Source organism: Companilactobacillus halodurans (assembly GCF_009600995.1).
GTDB classification, from domain to species: Bacteria; Bacillota; Bacilli; order Lactobacillales; family Lactobacillaceae; genus Companilactobacillus; species Companilactobacillus halodurans.
On sequence record NZ_VDFO01000070.1, the window covers coordinates 1 to 4,513 of the forward strand.

Genomic DNA, 4,513 nt, shown 5'->3' on the forward strand with positions numbered 1-4,513 from the left:
ACAATTGAAAAGAACAGATTCATTTCTGTAGGACTGAATTTACGGAGTGGAATGGTGTTCAGTTCGGGTTGATATTTCACTAACTCATTGCTCATATAATCACCTCAAAATTATTATAGCATATATAAAAGGATTTCATGCCCAAATTAACATGCCTTTAAACAGACAATTCCATGCCTTTAAACAGACAATTCCATGCCTTTAAACAGACAATTCCATGCCTTTAAACAGACAATTCCATGCCTTAATCATCCTGTACCCCTTGGGAGAGTAAGGTAGAACACCCCCTTAAAAGAGGTTTTAAAAGAGGTTTTAAAAGAGGTTATATAAGAGGCGGGGGTCTCCGACTTCGTCTCCGTGCCCCAAAATGCCAAATCAGGACCAAAAACCAAAAAGGAGTGAGCGAAAAACACGCTCACATTTTGCTTGCAGCGTTCACTTCGTTCACTCGCTAAATTCAAAATCAAAAGCGTGGTTCAGGAAAAGCCTCGACTGACGCTCGGCAGGTAAGCCCAGATAGTGCTAGGAGGCCTTATTTTGCGTTCTAAGCCATTTTAAAGGTAATTTAATATAAAACACCTGTTAAGCAAAGAAATGCGTCAGAAGCCAAAATACAAGCCCTGAGAGCAAACCAGTCGGGATAACCGCGTACAAATAATTTTTAATTTCATACCAACTCATATTTTTATGTGTTCGATCAATTTCCGTAGATAAACGGTTAGCGACTTGGTCCATAGTCCCTTGAACGGTCTGGTTTAGGCTGTCGTTTAGGGTTCTCAACGTGTTGTTGTTGTCCTGTTGGACGCTGTTTATCTTTTGCAGTTCGGCGATTGTCCTTTGATTGACGGTCTTTGTCTGCTCGTTGAAGTGGTTTTGCGCGTCTTTTAGCGTCGCGACTAATTGTTCTTTGTTGGTCTCGTTGTTGCTGTTTAAATCGTTCAATGTCTTCTGAAAGGCTTGATTGACGCGCTGACTGGCTTGTTCGATTTGTGTCAGCTGTTCGGTCAGTTCGATTTGTTGTTTGCTTTGTAGTTGAATTTGTGTGCCCTGATAGTTCCTGATTTCTTTCAGGGTCTGATTGAGCGCTGTTAAATCTGTTTGTATCTGGGTTTCTGGTATCTGTTTGGTTGTATCTTGGGTCTCTGGTACGTCTTTCCAACTCATTGTAAATTGCCCCCTTTTCGTAAGCTGTGCCGAGTTTGTTACCACGTGCTTTATAATTCGTGCCTGTGAGCTGATAGGTAAGGTCTTTTCCCCGTTCCCATACATCTATCGCCTTTTGCTTTAAATCGTCTCTAAACGTCTTAAAATCGCGAATAAGGGGATTAGACATGGTGCTGTCAACGGCTTGTCTGATTTGGTCTTTCCATGTGGGTTGCCCACGATCATGCATTTTAATTTCTGCCATAGAACGTTTTTCATAGCGTTCAGGGTCAACTTTCGTAACTTCAAGCCCATGTTTTTGCACGATTTCATCGGTATTATGGACTAATTTTTCGCGGTATTCTTGCCAGTTACCGTGCATTTTTTTCCCTGTTTCTAAGTCGATTGCACCAATGACGGCATGAATGTGTAAAGCGTCCGTGTCGGCATGTTCGTATAAAGCGACTTGCTGATTAGGGTAGGTTTTTTGATACACTTCTTTGGCAATATCGAGCGCTTTTTGTTGGTCATCTTCGTTTGTCGGGTCAAATTCTTTGGGACTAAACGAGATACGGCTAGCATACGCCTGCGTCTTGCCTTGATTGCCATACACTTCACGGACTTGTTTGAATTGACTTTTTGCGTAGTCAACATCAAGGTTTAGTCCGTCTTTTAAGACCGCTCGTTTTTCGGCGTAATTGACAAGGCGTGACGCGCTGGCAGACCGTTTTATGTGAGTTGTTGCCATATGTGTGCCACCTCACTTTGCAATTCCTGCAATGCTTGGGCAGGAACATTGCCCCCTTGATTGGCGTGTTTGGCTAATTGATTGAGATTACCCCCAATTTTTGCTAATTGACGGGTTAATGCTTGGGCTTCTTTTGCGCCAATCTTAGGGGCAACGATCCGTGCCCCTTGTGCCTTCTTTTTGACAAAAGCAGGCACGGACATATTTAAAGTTTTCGCTGACTGCGAAAGCTTTAAATAGTCCTGCTCGCTCACTCTAAAATTGATTTGCCGACTGTCTTTCCGATTGGGTTGTTTATCGGATAGATAGCTAGCCATATTGTGTTGTTCGCTCACAAACCCCACCCCCTTTGTTTTGCCTTTCAGGCAAGTGAATTGATTGATTAAGCTCGTGAAACCCTAAGGGTTTCTACTCACATAATAAATCAATTCATGGGGTTTGGCAAGCAACCCACATACTAGCCACTTACGTGTCTGATGTGGTGCTTGCAAAGGGGACGCTAGCGCTCGCCCCTTGACCCCCTAGCTACGCAAACTCATGGCAAAATGACTAGCTATATGCTAGCCACTTTTTGCCAATCGTTGCGTATGCCATTTGCTGATTTATTCCGCAAATGGCGTCTACCCGACGGGGGCTGTCTGCCGAATTATTTTGCATAATAAGCATGATTTCATCAAGACAATTTTTGCACTTGACGCATGCTTTCAGCAGGAGCTCTTCCAGCAGACCATTTCATGGAGAGTTCTGCCCGAACAGGGCAAGCGTCTCACGCTTGACCGAGGTTTCTGGAAGTGTGATTTTCACACTTCCGCTATTATCAAGGGTTTCAGCCGTTTTTTGTCGGGCTGTCATTTTGTCGGTACCGCTTGTAGCAAGGGTTTCAGCCGTTTTTAACCGAGGTCCCATTCATGCGTTTACCTCCAATGCGGTTAGATTTAGATGACTTTTCTGATTTACTTCTTTTTCATCTGTATCCTGATTATTTGATAAATGAAAGATAAAATGACTGTGATAATTGCAAATACAAAAGTTAGTGTGCTCTTTCCCTGAAATAGGAACAAAACTATCGTAATTAACGACATGATGATCGTAACTATTCGTACTAATAAATCTGGTTTGTTCATGCTTCTTACTTCCTTTCAAATGGTTGGTTGTTTTGCTAAATGTAGGGATGCCGTGAGCTGTGGAGGCTAGAGCGGTATCCCTCTTTTTATTATATTCATCATTTCCCCCCTGAATTAATACCGTTTGTTTCGAATGAAATTATTGTGAATTTCCACTTGAACTACCGCGCGACCACGGCGTGTTTGAAATAACTCTAAGTCCATATCCCCAATTTCAAGGTTAATTTCTTCAATTGCTGGGTTTAAAATATTATCTTTCAATCGTCCATAGGTATAACTTTCTGGCGCACCTAGCCATTCTTTCCACTCATCAGGCGTTCCTTGGACAATGGCAATTGAACTACCGTTATCTTTATCAGCTTCACGCATGAGTTTATAAAGCAAAATAGAATATTTACTTTTCAGTTTAACGGTATCAACGAGTAAGTATTGGGTGTAGTGCCCTTTATCTTTTAATTGCAACAGAAATGGCGCAAAATCTTCATTGATTTTGATTTGAAGTTGCCCATTTTCCCAAATACGCACAACTTCAAACCACCCCGTTAGAGTAATCCTCCGTTTCGTAGTTTTTCGAGTATTTTTTGTCGCTCCTCTGCACGAATCTGTTCTTCGCGCGTCTCTTGTTCTTGTTTATTATGTTCCGCTTCGGTCGTTCCTAGCTTGAGACCTTTGATTTTATCAATTGCCCGCCATTTTTCTTTGTCGGACAGTTCGCCATTGTGCTCGATATTGAATTTGGCTTTGTTCAGGCGTTCAGTCTTGCTGACGTGGACATCTTCGGCATCTTTGCGTTCAGGTTTCCATGCAAAAGAATAGCCAATAACAGGCTTTCCTCGCCCTTTACCGTATTTCTTGCGGACAGTTAGCCCACGAAATAGGGGGGTAAGTTCTTCTTTGATTGGACTAATAACATATTGGTCGGTGTTAGACTGCCGGTAACTTTTTGGAATATCAAGCAATTCAATAAAATCGGATTTTGAAAAATAGGCGTAACCGGTGGTGCGATAACCTTTCAACAAACGGAACATCGTCTTGGCGTAGCTACTCTTAAGGTCTCTAAACTCGGTTAAAGCGTATCGTACCCAACTCTCTAGATTGTTCAGCAAGGGCAAAGCGTCTTTGTAGATTTCTACGTCAACGTAAGGCTCTTCCACATCACCGTTGATTTTAAATTTGGTAAACATGACAAATCTTTCAAATGACAACCCGCTTTTACTTTGGCTACCGAAACGCAAGTCCATCAAATGATTGTAAGTGCGCTTGAGGTCGTCAATAAATCGGCGATTGGCGGTCGGTTTGTAGTTACTAAGGTCTTTCAGCTGGTCAAAGCTAAAGCGTACAGTCTGGTCGCCCTTATCACGCATTCTAGACACAATTGAAAAGAACAGATTCATTTCTGTAGGACTGAATTTACGGAGTGGAATGGTGTTCAGTTCGGGTTGATATTTCACTAACTCATTGCTCATATAATCACCTCAAAATTATTATAGCATATATA

At 42.1% G+C, this 4,513-nt stretch carries 4 protein-coding genes and 2 pseudogenes; all 6 read right to left on the reverse strand.

What is annotated here, in order from left to right; genetic code table 11:
* Positions 1-95: pseudogene (locus tag FHL05_RS12630) on the reverse strand (replication initiation protein); the annotation flags it as partial.
* 623 nt (positions 96-718) lie between these two features.
* The gene (locus FHL05_RS12140) at positions 719-1,891 is read right to left on the reverse strand and encodes a relaxase/mobilization nuclease domain-containing protein (RefSeq protein ID WP_153522829.1); all 1,173 of its coding nucleotides are present in this window, start codon (positions 1,889-1,891) and stop codon (positions 719-721) included.
* Complete coding sequence (locus tag FHL05_RS12145; RefSeq protein ID WP_057775046.1) at positions 1,873-2,226, reverse strand: MobC family plasmid mobilization relaxosome protein; 354 nt, start codon at positions 2,224-2,226, stop codon at positions 1,873-1,875. Before FHL05_RS12145 ends, FHL05_RS12140 begins: the two co-directional genes overlap by 19 nt.
* A gap of 397 nt (positions 2,227-2,623) precedes the next feature.
* Positions 2,624-2,797 carry a hypothetical protein gene (locus FHL05_RS12150; RefSeq protein WP_153522831.1) on the reverse strand — a complete coding sequence of 58 codons (174 nt, stop codon included), beginning with the start codon at positions 2,795-2,797 and terminating at the stop codon, positions 2,624-2,626.
* A gap of 332 nt (positions 2,798-3,129) precedes the next feature.
* Positions 3,130-3,573 (reverse strand): annotated as a pseudogene (locus tag FHL05_RS12155) (replication initiation protein); the annotation flags it as partial.
* Positions 3,558-4,481 carry a replication initiation protein gene (locus tag FHL05_RS12160; RefSeq protein ID WP_153522833.1) on the reverse strand — a complete coding sequence of 308 codons (924 nt, stop codon included), beginning with the start codon at positions 4,479-4,481 and terminating at the stop codon, positions 3,558-3,560. The gene FHL05_RS12160 and the pseudogene FHL05_RS12155, both read right to left, overlap by 16 nt.
* Positions 4,482-4,513: the final 32 nt, after the last annotated feature.

Bases quoted from the DNA above. Each gene is read 5' to 3' on its own strand.
- FHL05_RS12140 (WP_153522829.1), bottom strand. From the start codon at position 1,891: ATGGCAACAACTCACATAAAACGGTCTGCCAGCGCGTCACGCCTTGTC.
- FHL05_RS12150 (WP_153522831.1), bottom strand. From the start codon at position 2,797: ATGGGACCTCGGTTAAAAACGGCTGAAACCCTTGCTACAAGCGGTACC.
- FHL05_RS12160 (WP_153522833.1), bottom strand. From the start codon at position 4,481: ATGAGCAATGAGTTAGTGAAATATCAACCCGAACTGAACACCATTCCA.